Below are 14,507 nucleotides of genomic sequence, written 5' to 3'. Positions count from 1 at the left end.
ACCCCTAAAGTCTAAATGCCTGCCGGTCTTCTCAGATCCAGCGTCAGCGGGAACTCCGGCGATCCGGTCTCGATCGCGGGGATATAGCCGCCCGATGTATGCCCCCATGGCTCGAATCGCGCCAGACGCCTGGCTTCGGCTTCGTTACCATTGACCGGGAAGGTGTCATAGTTACGCCCGCCCGGATGGGCAACATGATAGATGCAGCCGCCGATCGAACGCTTCGACCATGTATCATAAATGTCGAAGGTGAGAGGGGTGTTGACCGGCAGTAGCGGGTGCAATCCCGACGCCGGCTGCCATGCCTTGAAGCGAACGCCGGCGACCGAGACGCCAGCGGTGCCCGTCGGCGTCAGCGGCACGGTGCGGCCGTTGCAGGTGACGGTGTAGCGGGACGAATTGCTGGTCTCGAGCCTCACCTGCAGGCGCTCGACGGAGCTGTCGACATAGCGCACGGTGCCGCCGATCGCGCCTTCCTCGCCCATGACGTTCCAGGGCTCCAGCGCCTGGCGCAGTTCCAGCTTCGAGCCCTCGTATTCGACCTCGCCGCAGAAGGGGAAGCGGAATTCGAGCTGCGCCTTGAACCATTCCGGGCTGAGGTCGAAGCCGTTCTGCTTGAGATCGGCGAGCACGTCCTGGAAATCCTGCCAGACGAAGTGCGGCAGCATGAAGCGGTCGTGAAGCGTCGTGCCCCAGCGCACGAAGCGGCCATCGGCCGGGTTCTGCCAGAAGCGGGCGATGAGGGCGCGGACCAGAAGCTGCTGGGCAAGCGACATGCGCGCGTTCGGCGGCATTTCGAAGCCACGGAACTCGACGAGGCCGAGCCGGCCGGTCGGGCCGTCGGGCGAAAACAGCTTGTCGATGCAGATCTCGGCGCGGTGGGTGTTGCCGGTGACGTCGATCAGCAGGTTGCGGAACAGGCGGTCGGTAATCCAGGGTAGAGGGGTTACGCCCTTGCCTGGCGCGGGGATCTGGGCGAGTGCTGTTTCCAGTTCGTAGAGGCTGTCGTGGCGGGCCTCGTCGATGCGCGGTGCCTGGCTGGTCGGGCCGATGAACATGCCTGAGAACATGTAGGAGAGCGAGGGATGGCGCTGCCAGTGCAGCACCAGGCTCTTCAACAGGTCGGGGCGGCGTAGGAACGGGCTGTCGCCGGGATTGGCGCCGCCGACCACCACATGGTTGCCGCCGCCGGTGCCGGTGTGGCGGCCGTCGATCATGAACTTGTCGGCGCCGAGCCGCGACTGGCGGGCCTCCTCGTAGACGACGCTGGTGATCGCCACGCAGTCCTGCCAGTTGGAGGCCGGGTGGATGTTGACCTCGATGACGCCGGGATCGGGGGCGACGCGGATGACGTTGATGCGCTCGTCCTGCGGCGGGGAGTAACCCTCGATATGGACGGGCAGGCCGAGCTCGGCGGCGGCGTTTTCGGCGGCCGCGATCAGCTCAAGATAATCCTCGATGCGCTCGACCGGCGGCATGAAGACGCAAAGCCGGCCGTCGCGCGGCTCCACCGAGATCGCGGTGCGCACGGCGCCGCCGATCTCGCCCAGCGTCTGCTCGACGCGGCTCTGGCCGACCTCTTCGCTGTGGCGCGAGGCTTCCGGCATGGCGCGGCCCGAGGGCACGAAGACATCGGGCAGCGGCCTGCGGGGAATGGATGGGTCGGCGGGGTGGATATAGGGGAAGCGGGCGGGCGGTACGTAGGGCAGCGTGCCGAGCGGCAGGCGGTAGCCGACGGGGCTGTCGCCGGGCACAAGGAAGATCTTGCCGCGCCGCGTCTTCCACCGCTCGCTCATCCAGCGCTGGCCGGATGCCTGGGCGTTCCAGGCCTGGACGGGGAGGATATAGCCCGTTGGCGTCGTCAGGCCGCGCTCGAAGACGCGGGCGATGCGGTTGCGTTCTTCCGGGTCCTTCAGCTTGGAATTGGAGGGATCGACATTGTCGGGCAGGCTGCCTTCCTTGAGGATCCATTCGGCCGGGTCCTCGTAGGCCGGCAGCACCATGTCGGTGTCGATCGCCAGTTCCTGGGCGATGGCGCCGAGCAGGTTGGCGGCGTCGTCGGCCGCGACACCTGTGTCCTTGCCTTCGCCAGCGATGAGCTCGGGATTGCGCCAGATCGGCTTGCCGTCCTTGCGCCAATAGAGCGAGAAGGTCCAGCGCGGCAGGCTTTCGCCGGGATACCACTTGCCCTGGCCATAATGCAGGAAGCCGCCGGGGGCGAAGCGCTCGCGCAGCTTGCGGATCAGGATATCGGCCTTTTCGCGCTTGGTCGGGCCGACGGCCTCGGTGTTCCATTCGGCGGATTCGAAATCGTCGATCGAGACGAAGGTCGGCTCACCACCCATGGTGAGGCGGACGTCTTCTGCCTGCAGGATACTGTCGACCTTGGCGCCGAGCGCGTTGAGTTCGTCCCAGCTGTCGTCGGAGAAGGGCTTGGTGATGCGCGGATGTTCGGCGACACGCGTGACCTTCATGTCGAAGGCGAATTCGGTGTTGGCGTGGCCGTAGAGCGCACCGGAGATCGGGGCGGCGTTGCTGTAGTGCGGGGTGGCGGCAAGAGGGATGTGGCTTTCGCCGGTTAAGAGGCCCGAAGTCGGATCGAGCCCGATCCAACCGGCGCCGGGGATATAGACCTCGCACCAGGCATGCAGATCAGTGAAATCGACCTCGGTGCCGGATGGGCCGTCGAGCGCCTTCAGATCCGGCGTCAGCTGGATGAGATAGCCGGAGACGAAGCGGGCGGCGAAGCCGAGATTGCGGAGGATTTCGACGAGCAGCCAGCTGCTATCGCGGCACGAGCCGAGCGCCAGTTTCAGCGTCTCCTCCGGCGACTGCACGCCGGGCTCCATGCGGATGACATATTCGACGTCGTTCTTCAGCCGGGCATTGAGGCCGACGATGAAATCGGTGGTTCGCATCGGCGTGCGGTCGATGCCCGAGAGATAGGCTGCCAGCGCCGACTCCACCGGCTGCGGCTGCATGTAGATCTTCAGGTCGTCCCTGATCTCCTCCGGATAGGAGAAGGGCCACATTTCGGCGCTCTCCTCGATGAAGAAATCGAAGGGGTTATAGACCGTCATGTCGGCGACGAGATCGACCTCGATCTTGAACTCGGTCACCGGGTCGGGGAAGACGTAGCGGGCCAGATAATTGCCGTAGGGATCCTGCTGCAAGTTCACGAAATGGTTCGCCGGCGAGACCTTCAGCGAATGACTGATCACCCGCGTCTTGGAATGCGACGCGGGCTTGAGGCGGATGATCTGGGGCCCGAGGCGGACCGGCTTGTCGTATTTGTAATGCGTCAGGTGATAGATGCTGGCTTTGATCGACATGGACTGCCTTATCCGCGGCCGTATCGTTGTACGGCATTTGCTGTTCCCAAGTGCAGTGTGTGCAATGCAGCGAGAGAATGCAAGGTAGGAGTCGGCCTCGCGCAGCTTGAAAGTAATGCATTACTGCATTACCTTATTTTCTGAATGGGAGACCGGATCATGACGACATTGACGGTGACAACCCGCGGACAGGTGACGTTCCGGAAAGATGTACTCCAGCATCTGGGTATCCAGCCGGGCGGCAAGATCAGGGTAGAGCTGCTGCCCGACGGACGGGCGGAGCTCAGAGCCGACCAAGGCAGCGGTCGCTGGCATGAACTCGCCGGCATGCTAAAGGGCAAGACCAACGGCGCCAGGCTTTCGATCGAGGAGATCAACGACGCCATCGCCGAGGCGGGGGCTGCGGCCGGAACGGCTGGACTGACGCGCAAGTGAAGATCGGCCTCGACACCAATGTGCTGCTGCGCCTCATCGTCGGCGATGACGCCGCGCAGCAGCAGGTTGCGATTGACGCGCTCGAACGTGCCGAACTGATTGCGGTCAGCATTCCCGCGCTCTGTGAATTCGCGTGGGTGCTCGACAGAAGCTACCGCGTTGGCAAGCCCGACATCGCTGCCGCGATCCGCCGTGTTCTCAAGATGCACAACCTTGTCGCCAACCGGCCAGCCATCGAGGCGGGCCTCGCCATGCTCGATGCCGGCGGCGACTTCGCGGACGGCGCCATTGCCTACGAGGGGCAATGGCTGGGCGCGGAGACCTTCGTAACGTTCGACAAGAAGGCGGTGCAGCTGGTGCAAGCGCAGGGCGGAGCGGGCTTGTTGCTGAAATGAGCGGGCCGGCTGCGGAAAGCCAAACACTGGCCTTTGCTATTTTCGCCCAAACCTGACCGTCGCCCTCAACCCCCTACCACCAATTCCCGCCTCCAGCGCCAGCGTCGCACCAAACAACCCGCAAATCTCCTCGACGATCGGCAAGCCCAATCCAGCGCCTGGTGCGCCGGATTGGTCGGCGCGGGAGAAGCGGCGGCGGACGGCGGCGAGCTGGTCGGGTGGGATGCCGGGGCCGTTGTCTTCGACTTCGAGCAGTACGGCATCGTCGAGACCGCGGATGCGGACGGTGACTTCGGCGCCGTGGCCGGCATAGGCGATGGCGTTGCCTGTAAGGTTGCGCAGGAGTTCGCCGATCAGGAGCGGTTCGGCGCGGATCATCTCTTGTTTGTCGCCCTCGAAGCCTAGGTCGATGCCGGCGGCCGATGCTGTGGGGATGAGTTCGCCGGTGATCTCCTGGGCGATGGCGGTGAGGTCGATGGCCGTCAGTGCCTCGCGCGATGTGGCGGCGTCGATCTTCGCCATCAGGAGCAGCTGGGCGAGCACGCGTTCCGCATGCGCCACGGCCTGGTCGCCCTTCAACGCGACGGCCTGGGCATCGGCGAGCGAGGTGGCGCGGGCGGAAAGCGCCAGCTGTGTGCGGATGATGGCGAGCGGGGTGCGCAGCTGGTGGCTGGCGTTGCCGGTGAAGTTGCGCAGCGCGTCCAGCGCCTGTTCGAGCCGGATCATGAAACCGTTGACGGTATCGACCAGCGGCTGGACTTCGCTCGGGACGGATTGCTCGATCGGGTGCAGGTCGTCGGGGCTGCGCTCGCCGATCGCGTCGCGCAGCTTGTAGAGCGGGCGCAGCGCCACCGTGACCGAGATCCAGACGATGATGGCGGCGCCGAGGATCATCACGGAGAGGCGCAGCGCCGAGCGCAGCAGGATGGCGCGGGCGAGCTGGCGGCGGGCGATGGTGGTTTCGGCGACGGTGACGGTGAAGGGGACCGAGCGGATGCCCGTCGAGGCCGAGCGGTTGAGGGTGGCGACACGGATCGGCTCGTTGCGGAAGCGATCGTCGGCGAAGGCAGCACCGTCGCCCTTGGTGTTCTTGATGACGGGGAGCGCCTGGTAGCCGGTGATGAAGTCGCCGGGTGGGCCGTCGACACGGTAGAAGACGCGGTCCTGTGCCGCCGATGTCAGCATTTCCAGCGCCACATAGGGGATGTCGACCTGCAGCGAACCGTCCTCGGCGACCACGACGCGCTCGGCGATTGCCAGCGCCGAGCCGGCGAGAACGCGGTCGGAGACGATGTTGGAGGTCTGCACGGCCTCGCGATAGGTGTCCGCCAGCGCCACGATGCCGATCACGGCGGTGGAGATCAGCAGCCAGAAGAGGAGGCGACGGCGGAGCGAATAGGCCGCTGTCATGAGGCCTCGGGAGCGGCAATATCGGGTGCGGGCTCGGGCAGCTTGTCGAGATAGTAGCCGATCCCCCGCGCGGTCTTCACCGTCAGCCCATGTGGGGCGAGGCGTTTTCTGAGGCGGCTGACATATTGTTCGATGGCGTTGGCGGAGATGTCGTCGTTGAAGGCGGTGAGCGACTGGATGATCGCTTCCTTCGACACCACCTTGCCGGCGCGCATGAAGAGGATTTCGAGCAGGCCGAGCTCGCGGGCGGGGATGTCGAGCGGTGTGCTGCCCGAGAAGAAGGCGCGCGAATTCAGATCGAGCGACAGGCCGCCGAAGCTGACGGTTGCCGAATGCAGGCCGGCCTGGCGGCGCAGGAGAACGCGCACCCGGGCCTCGAATTCGGAGATGTCGAAGGGTTTTATCAGATAGTCGTCGGCGCCGAGGTCGAGGCCCTTGACGCGCTCTTCCGGCGTGCCGCGTGCGGTGAGGATCAGGACGGCGGCCTGGTTCTGGCGGGCGCGCATGGCGCGCAGCACGTCGAGGCCGTCCATCTCGGGCAGGTTGAGATCGAGCACCACGAGGTCGAAGCTCTCGGCCGCCGTCACCGCATTGGCGGATGCGCCATCATGGACGACATCGACGGCATGGCCGGTGCCGCGCAGAATGGCCGACAGCCCGTCGGCCAGCGCGATATTATCCTCCACCAGTAGAATGCGCACGGATCCTCCCCTCGATCTCGCCGGAGACTACAGGGCGGCGCTGGCGATGTCACGATGCGCTTTTTACGGCTTCACTGCTCAGCGATGGCGGCCATCAGCTCGATGAAGCGTGGGTCGGAGCGGATGTTGTCGAGGTCTGAATCGTTTTCGAACCAGCCGATCTGGTAGGAGGAGCTATTGGGGAGCAATTGCTGCATATGCTCGACGGCGCGGTCGGTTTCTCCAAGCAAAGCGTGGACGCAGACGGCGTTGTAGCGGGTGATGACGTCATGCGGGTCCATGGCGAGCGCGCGGTTGATCCAGGAGACGGCACGCTTGTCGTCACCGATCTGCGCGTAGGCAAGCGCCGCGCGGTGGACAGGGGCGGAGTTGCCGGGGTTCTGCTCGGCGGCGCGTTCGGCGCGAACAGCCCCTTCGGCCGCCCATTTGCGGCCATCCTCGGGAAGTCCGAGCGAGCGGAAGGCGGCGGCGAGCAGGACCGGGGAGACGTAGTCATCGCCGTAGAGGCTGGCGGAACGCTCGAAATAGATGATCGCGTCCTCGAACTGGCCGCGCTTGAACAGGCGGTGGGCGAAGTGGAAGTTGGCCTCGAAGAGATTGGGGTCGAGCGCCAGCGCCCGGGCGAAATAGATGTCGGCTTCTCCGTCGCGGGCGGCGTGATGCAGCGCGATGGCGCGGGCGGCATGGGCTTCGGCGAGATTTGGGTCCAGCGCCAGCGCCTTTGATGTCATCTCGAGGATCTCGTCGATCGGCAGCTCGGCGGCGTACCAAATGTAGAGCGCGCTGTCGCAATCTGCGATGCCGGCATAGGCGCGGGCATAATTCGGATCAAGCTCGACCGCCTTGTAGAACATGCGCCTCGCCATGATGAGGTAGGACATGGTCATGGTGCGGGCGAACTTGCGGCCGCGCAGATAGTAGGTGTAGGCCTCGACATTGGTGGTGGGGTCGCTTTCCAGCGCGCGCACTTCCTCCGGGCGCATCTTGACCTTCAATTGGCCGACGATCGCATGCGCGATCTCGTCCTGGATGGCGAAGATGTCGGTGAGGTCGCGGTCGTAGCGATCGGCCCAGAGGTGATCCTCGTTGCAGGCGTCGATCATCTGGGCGCTGATGCGCACGCGGCCGCCGGATGTGCGAACACTGCCCTGCAGCACATAGCGAACCGAGAGCTCGCAGGCGATCTGGCCGATCTTCATGGCGCGGCCCTTGTAGGCGAAGGTGGTGTTGCGCGGCGTAACCAGCAGGCCCGAGATCTTCGACAGGTCGGTGATGATGTCTTCCGTCAGACCGTCTGAGAAATACTCCTGGTCGGGATCGCCGCTCATGTTGGTGAAGGGCAGCACGACGATGGAGCGCGTGCCGGCGATGGGCGTTTCGGAGGCCACGCCCGTGCTCTGATCAGGGAGATCAACGAGCACGGCGTAGACATGGACCTTCTGCTCGATGTTCTTCAGTGTCTGACGGCCGCGATCTTCGAAGCGCAGGTCGAGACGGGCACCGACATGGTCGCGGACCGAGGAGGAGACGGCAATGCCGCCGGGGTCCGCGACGGCCTCGAGCCTTGCCGCGACATTGACGCCGTCGCCGAAGATATCGCCGCCCTCGACGATAACATCACCGAGATTGACGCCGATGCGGAAGCGGATGCGGCGTTCCTCGGGCACCTCGGCATTGCCGAGTGCTACGCCGCGCTGGATTTCGACGGCGCAGGCGACCGCGTTGACGACGCTGCCGAATTCCACCAGCAGACCATCGCCGAGCAGCTTCACCACCCGGCCGCCATATTCGAGAATCGCCGGCTCGATCAGCTCGACGCGGTGACGGTTGAAGGCCTTCAGCGTGCCTGTTTCGTCGATGCCCATCAGCCTGGAATAACCGACGACATCGGCGGCGAGGATGGCTGTCAGTCGTCGCTCCAATGCGGCCTCCGCGTGATAGGGCAACTGGGTCGCTTGAAGTCTAACGTCTTTGGTGCTGCTTGTCGCGCGCGACGGTTACGCCTTTGGGCGGGCATTGAGCATGTGCAGCATAGCGTGGGTGGTGCTCACTTGTGCCTTATGGCGCAGTCATGCATTCTCATCGCATGAGGAGACTGCCACTATTTGCGTTGATGTTGCTCTGTCCGGGCTTGGCCCTGGCGGAGCCGATCTTCTATCCGGCTGTGTCGGGCAATGCTTCGGCACCCGTGCTCGTCGTCTATTCGTCGCTCGACGAGCCGCTGGCGCAGCCGATGATCCGCGGATTTCAGGAGGCGAACCCCGACGTCGCCGTCACCTACGAGGACATGCTGACCGGGGAGATCTACGATCGCATCGTGCAGGAGACGGACGCGGGGAAGCCGACGGCGGATTTCGCCTTTTCGTCGGCGATGGACCTGCAGGTGAAGCTTTCCAACGACGGCTATGCGCAGCCGAGCAACCTGCCGATGAGCGGGATCTGGCCGAAATGGGCGAACTGGCGCAACACCGCCTATGCGCTGACCTTCGAGCCCGCCGTCTTCGTCTATCACAAGCCGAGCTTCGTCAATGAACAGCCGCCGAGCTCACGCGCCGAGTTCGTCGATTATCTGAAGCGCAAGGGCGATGCGGTGCATGGGCGGATCGGCACCTATGATATCGAGCGCTCCGGCGTCGGCTTCCTGTTCATGGCGCGCGACCAGGAGCAGTTCGGCGATATCTGGTCGGTCATCGGCGCCATGGGGGCGGCGGGGGTGAAGCTTTATTCGACGAGCTCGGCAATCCTGGAGCGGGTGTCGGACGGACGCTTCGTGCTCGGCTACAATATTCTCGGCTCCTACGCGGCGGATTGGGCCAAGCGTAACCCGCAAGTCGGCATCGTGCTGCCGAAGGACTATACGGTCGTGATGTCGCGGATCGGGCTGGTGCCGCAGGCGGCGGCCAATCCGGAGCTTGGGCGGCGCTATCTCTCCTTCTTCATGTCGAAGGAGGGGCAGACGATCATGGCGCGCGAGCTGCAGATCCCCGCCGTCAGCCCCGAGGTGACCGGCGAAAACACCGCGAACACTATGCAGGCGCTGCTCGGCGCGCAGCTGAGGCCCGTGCCTGTCAGCCCCGGCCTGATGGTCTATCTCGACCAGGTGAAGCGCGCGCGGCTGATCGCGCATTGGAACGAGGTGCTGCGCACGCAGTAGATGCTAGCTAAGCGTCAGATAAGCGCTCGGCGTGTTGTTTTGGCGCATTTATATCGGATGGGTTGCATAAGTATATTTTCGCCCGATTTCATCGGTTTTGCCGGGGACATGCGGGGTTTGTATTGAACATTTAAAGCCCAAAATTGGTATGGCGCGGCTACTATTCTTTTAACCCTCGGGCTCCATATTAGGAAATTGGAAAGGTCGGGAACCAATCGCGGCGTCACGCGTTTTCGAGTTTCAGGCTGGCATGCATTCCACAGATATGGGCACTACCGCATGAATATTCTTATTGTCGAAGACGAATTGTTGATCGCGCTCGATCTCGAATCCATCGTCGAGGATCTCGGTCACACCGTCATCGGCCCGGCCCGAACGCTGGACGAAGCGCTGGAGCTTGCAGATCAGGCAGAAGTGGCGCTGGTGGATGTTCAGCTTGCCGATGGCGTGACCGGTCCTGCGATTGCCGAGCGTTTGTCTAGCGAGCATGGCGTGACCGTCGTATTCGTCACCGGCAATCCCGAGATGGTGCGCAACAGCCGCAGCGCCGTTGGCGTCGTGTCGAAGCCGCATTGGCCGGAGAAGGTGTCGGAAGCGCTTGATTACGCGGCCGCGATCCGCTTCGGAAAATCGCTGATCTCGCCGCGCTTCCTGATGCCGCTGGCATCGTGAGCCGCAGGGCGGTTCGCTAAAATCTCATTTGTCTGATGTGAAAATAGGTCCGCTTAGGCGCCGCGATCATGCCGTATGTGCGGGCCGCTCGATAGCGCGCCCGTGGTGTTCGCCAGGGATGGGTGTTTTGACCTATTCGCGCGACGCTCCGCTTCTCAGCGGAATCGGCAGGGGCGCTGGGCGTTCGAGAGCAGTTCCTGCTTTGTCGCGAAGGAGCCAAACAGCTTGAAAAGGCGCTGCTCCTCTTCCTTTTCCAGCCGGTGACGGCGCGAAAAATCGGCGACGCTCCAGACTTCCCGCAAGCGGTCATTCTGGCGGTCGTCGTTGATCTGGTTGATGTCGATGTGCGTGCTCATGGCGCAAATTCCCCTATTACTTTCGTCTAACGTCGAAGGGCGACAAGGGTTCCCGACATCAATCAGAAATCTGCAGTTTCGGGCACGAATTCGAATTGCGGCAAAAAAGTGTCCGTCCTGACTGGATAAGCGCGGGGTGTCAGCTAAATGACAGCTTGTTGTGGTCCCTTTTGACGAACTTCAACTCCGTGGAGGCGGATAGGGGAAGTTTCGGGAGGAGTTTCGCCAGATATTTCGGATGCGTTTTCGCGTCCGTGTGCGCTGTCCTTCCCGATCCGATCGAGAACAACGCGTGGTCACAGACCGCGCATTTGGAGGACAGTCTCTTGAAGCATATTTTCCTGACCAGCATTTTCGCGGCGGCCATCGCGCTGCCGGCCTATGCCGCCGACTATTCGATCATGGCGCCTGCCGCTCCCGGCGGCGGCTGGGACCAGACGGCCCGCACCATGCAAACCTCGCTGCAGAGCGAGAAGATTTCCGGAAAAGTTCAGGTCATGAACGTTCCGGGCGCCGGCGGCACGATCGGCATCGCCCAGTTCGCCAGCCAGCAGAAGGGCAATCCGAACGCCCTGCTCGTCGGCGGCTATGTCATGGTCGGCGCCATCTTGACCAACAAGTCGCCGGTGACCCTCAAGGACGTTACTCCGATCGCCCGCCTGACCGGCGAATACGAGGCCATCGTCGTGCCGGCGAATTCCGATATCAAGACGGTCGCGGATCTCGTCGCCAAGCTGAAGGAAAATCCGGGCGCGGTTTCCTGGGGTGGCGGTTCTGCCGGCGGCACCGACCACATTCTCGTCGGCCTGCTCGCCAAGGCTGCCGGTGCCGATCCGACCAAGATCAATTACATCGCGTTTTCCGGCGGCGGCGAGGCTCTGGCCGCCATCCTCGGCGGTCAGGTGACGGCCGGCGTATCGTCCTATGGCGAATTCGAAGGCCAGATCAAGGCCGGTGCTCTGCGCCTGCTGGCGATCTCGGCCGACAAGAAGGTCGACGGTATCGACGCGCCGACGCTGAAGGAATCCGGCTTCGACGTCGTGCTGCAGAACTGGCGCATGGTTGCTGCCGCTCCCGGCCTTACCGACGAGCAGAAGAAGGCCGTGACTGACGATGTCGAGAAGCTCGCCAAGTCGAAGACCTGGCAGGACAACCTGAAGACCAAGGGCTGGATGGACACCTATCTCTCCGGTCCGGAATTCGAAGCACAGCTCGCGCAGGACATTTCCGCGACGGAAACGATCCTGAAAGACATCGGACTGGTTAAATGAACCCCGAAAACCAAGTGACATCGCAACAGCGCCGCCCTGATTGGGCGGCGCTTGTTATTGCCGCCGTGCTGGTCGCCATGGCGGCCGTCATCTTCTTCGACGTGGCGCGCCTCAACGAGACGACGGGCTATTCGCAGGTCGGCCCGGCGACGGTGCCGCACTGGATCGCCTATGTCCTCGTCGGCCTGGGCGTCTGGACCGTCTTTGCCGCATTCCGCCGCGATTTTCCCGAGCGCGAGCGCCAGGAGTTTGGCCCGGTCGTCTGGGTCGTCGCCGGTCTCGTCGCGCAGATGGTGCTGATCCGGCCGCTCGGCTTTTCGATTGCCACCGGCGCCCTGTTCGGTCTTGCCGCCGCCGGCTTCGGCGCCCGCAGGATCTGGATCAGCATTCCTGTCGGCATCGTCATCTGTCTCGGCATCTACTGGCTTTTTGCCGTTGTGCTTCAGCTTTCGCTTCCGGCGGGACCGCTGGAACACCTGATCCATTGACGGGAGCCCTGAGAGTAGCATCATGAGCACATTCGAATTTCTTCTACAGGGCCTGGTCTCGGCGATGGAGCCGATGAACCTGCTCTATGCGCTGATCGGCGTCACGCTCGGCACCATGGTCGGCGTGCTTCCCGGCATCGGCCCGGCCACAACAGTGGCGCTTCTTTTGCCCGTCACCTACCAGCTCGACGCGACCGGCTCGCTGATCATGTTCGCCGGCATCTACTACGGCGGCATGTATGGCGGCTCCACGACATCGATCCTCTTGAACACGCCCGGCGAAAGCGCCTCGATCGTCACGGCGCTCGAGGGCAACAAGATGGCGCGCGCCGGACGCGGCGGGCCGGCTCTCGCCACCGCGGCGATCGGCTCCTTCGTCGCCGGCCTGATCGCCACGCTGGCGCTTGCCTTCATCGCGCCGCTGATCGTCAAGATCGCCCTCGTCTTCGGTCCGCGCGAATATTTCGCGCTGATGATCCTCGCCTTCGTTACCGTGTCTTCGGCCTTTGGCAATTCGTCGCTTCGCGGCCTCACCTCGCTGTTTATCGGTCTTGCGCTGTCGCTTGTCGGCATCGATCAGCTGACCGGCCAGAACCGGCTTTCCTTCGGCGTTCCGGATCTCCTCGACGGCATCGAGGTGACGACGATGGCGGTGGCGATGTTTGCGATCGGCGAGACGCTGTTCATCGCAGCACAGGGTGCGTCGGCACCCGACAAGATCGAGGCGATCAAGGGCTCGGTCTGGATGACGGCGCAGGACTGGGCACGCTCCTGGAAGGCGTGGCTGCGCGGCACCGTCATCGGTTTCCCGATCGGCGCCATGCCGGCCGGCGGCGCCGAGATCGGCACGTTCCTCTCCTACGCGACCGAAAAGAAACTCTCCAAACATCCGGAAGAATTCGGCAACGGCGCGATCGAAGGCGTCGCCGGCCCGGAAGCCGCCAACAATGCCTCGGCCGCCGGCACGCTGGTGCCGCTATTGACGCTCGGCCTGCCGACTTCGGCAACGGCGGCGATCATGCTGGCCGGCTTCCAGCAATATGGCCTGCAACCGGGGCCGCTGCTGTTTGCCACCAATCCGCAGCTCGTCTGGGGCCTGATCGCCTCGCTGCTCATCGCCAACCTGATGCTGCTCGTCCTCAACCTGCCGCTGGTCGGGCTGTGGGTGCGGCTGCTGACGATCCCGAAGCCGTGGCTCTATGCCGGCATCCTGGTCTTTGCGACGCTGGGTACGATCGGCGCCAATCCCTCGGTGTTCGAACTCGGCATGTTGCTGGTGTTCGGGCTGATCGCCTATGTCATGCGCGTCTTCGACTATCCGATCGCGCCCGTCATCGTCGGCCTGATCCTCGGACCGCTGGCGGAGCAGCAGCTGCGCCGCGCGCTCGCCATCAGCCAGGGCGACGTGACGACGCTCGTGCAATCGCCGATCGCCGCCGTGCTGCTCGGTCTGGCGGCCTTGGCGCTGATCCTGCCGCTCATCCTTCGCTTGCGCGGGCGCGGCGATGTGCTGACACAGATGGCGGCCAGCGAAGACTGAGCCGCCTTTAGACAAAGAAAAAGACTGCCCAAACCCCAAGACTTGCGGCCGGCGATGGAGACATCCGCCGGCCGTTTTCGTCAGGCCGGTTCTCCCTCAAGGCAGGCCGTCGCCGGCGCCGTTGACGTGTCTGAGGAAATCGAGGACGCGGCGGGTGAGCACTTCGGCGGCGTCGGAATCCCATGAGGGGAGCGAGCTGTCGGCGAAATAGTGCTGGTCGCCGGGGTAGAGGAAAAGGCTCGCCTCTTTCACATGCTCCAGGATCTCGCGGGCGGCATCGATATCGCCCTCGCGCATAAAGATCGGGTCGGCATCCATGGCATGGATCTGCACTGGCACGCCCTCAGGCCATGGGCCGAAGGACCACTCGCCCGATATCGGCAGGCAGGCGTGGAACAGAAGCGCGCCGCGCGCGCCGGGCCGCGTCTGCGCCAGCTGCTGCGCCGGCACGACGCCAAAGGAGAAGCCGGCATAGACAAGCTCGGCCGGCAGGTCGTCGGCCAGCCTGACGCCGCGCTCGCGCAGCGCATCGAAACCGGTCGCCTGGATATAGGCCATACCCTCGTCGATGCTTGCAAAGACATGGCCGTCGAAGAGATCAGGCGTGTGCACGACATGGCCGGCATCGCGCAGGTGATCGGCGAAGATATGGATGCCTGATGTCAGGCCCTGGGCGTGGTGAAAGAGCAGGACTTCGGCCATGGGTTACCTCCGGGAGGGGTAGGTATGGGGGGGGCGGGGGAATTCCATGGG

The 14,507-nt window shown here is 63.9% G+C and carries 12 protein-coding genes and 1 pseudogene; 7 read left to right on the top strand and 6 right to left on the bottom strand.

Features of this window, described 5'->3' with window-relative positions:
• Positions 1-11 precede the first annotated feature (11 nt).
• A complete protein-coding gene (locus J5286_RS18865; RefSeq protein ID WP_209215371.1) occupies positions 12-3,332 on the bottom strand; it encodes a transglutaminase family protein in 3,321 nt (1,106 codons plus the stop codon).
• A 159-nt stretch (positions 3,333-3,491) separates the two neighbouring features.
• Here J5286_RS18865 and J5286_RS18860 point away from each other — a divergent pair, with 159 nt between their 5' ends.
• Together J5286_RS18860 and J5286_RS18855 are read left to right on the top strand one after the other, a co-directional pair.
• Positions 3,492-3,767, top strand: a complete 276-nt coding sequence (locus tag J5286_RS18860; protein WP_209191682.1) for an AbrB/MazE/SpoVT family DNA-binding domain-containing protein — start codon at positions 3,492-3,494, stop codon at positions 3,765-3,767.
• Positions 3,764-4,162 carry a type II toxin-antitoxin system VapC family toxin gene (locus J5286_RS18855; RefSeq protein ID WP_209191681.1) on the top strand — a complete coding sequence of 133 codons (399 nt, stop codon included), beginning with the start codon at positions 3,764-3,766 and terminating at the stop codon, positions 4,160-4,162. Before J5286_RS18860 ends, J5286_RS18855 begins: the two co-directional genes overlap by 4 nt.
• A gap of 36 nt (positions 4,163-4,198) precedes the next feature.
• Here J5286_RS18855 and J5286_RS18850 read toward each other — a convergent pair whose 3' ends face one another.
• The 3 genes from J5286_RS18850 to J5286_RS18840 form a co-directional block, all read right to left on the bottom strand.
• A complete protein-coding gene (locus J5286_RS18850; RefSeq protein WP_209191680.1) occupies positions 4,199-5,572 on the bottom strand; it encodes a sensor histidine kinase in 1,374 nt (457 codons plus the stop codon).
• A complete protein-coding gene (locus J5286_RS18845; RefSeq protein ID WP_209191679.1) occupies positions 5,569-6,273 on the bottom strand; it encodes a response regulator in 705 nt (234 codons plus the stop codon). The genes J5286_RS18850 and J5286_RS18845 overlap by 4 nt, the downstream gene beginning before the upstream one ends.
• Before the next feature lie 71 nt (positions 6,274-6,344).
• On the bottom strand, positions 6,345-8,195 hold the full coding sequence (locus J5286_RS18840; protein WP_209191678.1) for an adenylate/guanylate cyclase domain-containing protein: 1,851 nt from the start codon (positions 8,193-8,195) through the stop codon (positions 6,345-6,347).
• Between the two features lie 164 nt (positions 8,196-8,359).
• Here J5286_RS18840 and J5286_RS18835 point away from each other — a divergent pair, with 164 nt between their 5' ends.
• The gene (locus tag J5286_RS18835; protein WP_209191677.1) at positions 8,360-9,427 is read left to right on the top strand and encodes an ABC transporter substrate-binding protein; all 1,068 of its coding nucleotides are present in this window, start codon (positions 8,360-8,362) and stop codon (positions 9,425-9,427) included.
• Positions 9,428-9,694: 267 nt separating this feature from the next.
• Positions 9,695-10,099: pseudogene (locus J5286_RS18830) on the top strand (response regulator); the annotation flags it as partial.
• 155 nt (positions 10,100-10,254) lie between these two features.
• On the opposite strand, the gene J5286_RS18825 reads toward J5286_RS18830, so the two are convergent.
• A complete protein-coding gene (locus tag J5286_RS18825; protein WP_112942864.1) occupies positions 10,255-10,455 on the bottom strand; it encodes a hypothetical protein in 201 nt (66 codons plus the stop codon).
• A gap of 326 nt (positions 10,456-10,781) precedes the next feature.
• On the opposite strand from J5286_RS18825, the gene J5286_RS18820 reads away from it, so the two are divergent.
• Genes J5286_RS18820 through J5286_RS18810 form a run of 3 tightly spaced genes read left to right on the top strand, consistent with a single transcriptional unit; the run spans position 10,782 to position 13,754 of the window.
• Positions 10,782-11,726 (top strand): Bug family tripartite tricarboxylate transporter substrate binding protein, encoded by a 945-nt coding sequence (locus J5286_RS18820; RefSeq protein WP_111563451.1) that lies wholly within the window; start codon positions 10,782-10,784, stop codon positions 11,724-11,726.
• Positions 11,723-12,214 carry a tripartite tricarboxylate transporter TctB family protein gene (locus J5286_RS18815; protein WP_111563415.1) on the top strand — a complete coding sequence of 164 codons (492 nt, stop codon included), beginning with the start codon at positions 11,723-11,725 and terminating at the stop codon, positions 12,212-12,214. Before J5286_RS18820 ends, J5286_RS18815 begins: the two co-directional genes overlap by 4 nt.
• A gap of 22 nt (positions 12,215-12,236) precedes the next feature.
• Positions 12,237-13,754, top strand: a complete 1,518-nt coding sequence (locus tag J5286_RS18810; RefSeq protein WP_018899791.1) for a tripartite tricarboxylate transporter permease — start codon at positions 12,237-12,239, stop codon at positions 13,752-13,754.
• Between the two features lie 96 nt (positions 13,755-13,850).
• Here J5286_RS18810 and J5286_RS18805 read toward each other — a convergent pair whose 3' ends face one another.
• Entirely contained in the window at positions 13,851-14,456 is a 606-nt protein-coding gene (locus J5286_RS18805) for a dienelactone hydrolase family protein (protein ID WP_209191728.1), read from the bottom strand.
• Positions 14,457-14,507 lie beyond the last annotated feature (51 nt).

The sequence above is a fragment of the Rhizobium sp. 16-488-2b genome (genome assembly GCF_017741815.1).
GTDB lineage: Bacteria > Pseudomonadota > Alphaproteobacteria > Rhizobiales > Rhizobiaceae > Rhizobium.
This window is presented reverse-complemented; position numbering and strand designations above follow the sequence as displayed.

Excerpts from the sequence above, each read along its gene's own strand:
- J5286_RS18865 (WP_209215371.1), bottom strand. The coding sequence starts at position 3,332 with ATGTCGATCAAAGCCAGCATCTATCACCTGACGCATTACAAATACGAC.
- J5286_RS18860 (WP_209191682.1), top strand. The coding sequence starts at position 3,492 with ATGACGACATTGACGGTGACAACCCGCGGACAGGTGACGTTCCGGAAA.
- J5286_RS18850 (WP_209191680.1), bottom strand. The coding sequence starts at position 5,572 with ATGACAGCGGCCTATTCGCTCCGCCGTCGCCTCCTCTTCTGGCTGCTG.
- J5286_RS18835 (WP_209191677.1), top strand. The coding sequence starts at position 8,360 with ATGAGGAGACTGCCACTATTTGCGTTGATGTTGCTCTGTCCGGGCTTG.
- J5286_RS18825 (WP_112942864.1), bottom strand. The coding sequence starts at position 10,455 with ATGAGCACGCACATCGACATCAACCAGATCAACGACGACCGCCAGAAT.
- J5286_RS18815 (WP_111563415.1), top strand. The coding sequence starts at position 11,723 with ATGAACCCCGAAAACCAAGTGACATCGCAACAGCGCCGCCCTGATTGG.
- J5286_RS18810 (WP_018899791.1), top strand. The coding sequence starts at position 12,237 with ATGAGCACATTCGAATTTCTTCTACAGGGCCTGGTCTCGGCGATGGAG.
- J5286_RS18805 (WP_209191728.1), bottom strand. The coding sequence starts at position 14,456 with ATGGCCGAAGTCCTGCTCTTTCACCACGCCCAGGGCCTGACATCAGGC.